Annotated in this window: 1 protein-coding gene; it reads right to left on the bottom strand. The window is 65.3% G+C overall.

Going from position 1 to position 300, the window contains the following annotated elements:
* A partial coding sequence (locus E5162_RS14695; RefSeq protein ID WP_135945983.1) for an aldehyde dehydrogenase family protein occupies positions 1 to 300 on the bottom strand: 300 nt, incomplete at both ends.

The following is a 300-nucleotide window of genomic DNA, read 5'->3' as shown; positions in this document are numbered from 1 at the left end:
GAAGTCCGGGGCAATGACCGCAGGCGATTTGCCACCGAGCTCAAGGGTGACCGGCGTCAGGTTTTCCGCCGCCGCTTTGGCGACGAGGCGGCCGACCGAGGTCGATCCCGTGGAGAAAAGATGACCAAAGGGCAAGGAGCAGAAAGCCTCGCTCACGACCGGCCCCCCGGTAATCACGGCGACATGACTTTCGCTGAACCGTTCGCCAAGAGCCTGCCTGATCAGCTCGGCCGTGCGCGGGGTGTATTCGCTGGGCTTGATCATCGCCCGGCACCTGGCAGCGAGCGCTGCGGTGAGGGG

The sequence above is a fragment of the Marinicauda pacifica genome (assembly GCF_004793635.1).
GTDB lineage: Bacteria > Pseudomonadota > Alphaproteobacteria > Caulobacterales > Maricaulaceae > Marinicauda > Marinicauda pacifica.
The sequence above is the reverse complement of the archived record's forward strand: the minus strand, read 5'-3'. Positions and strand labels throughout refer to the sequence as shown.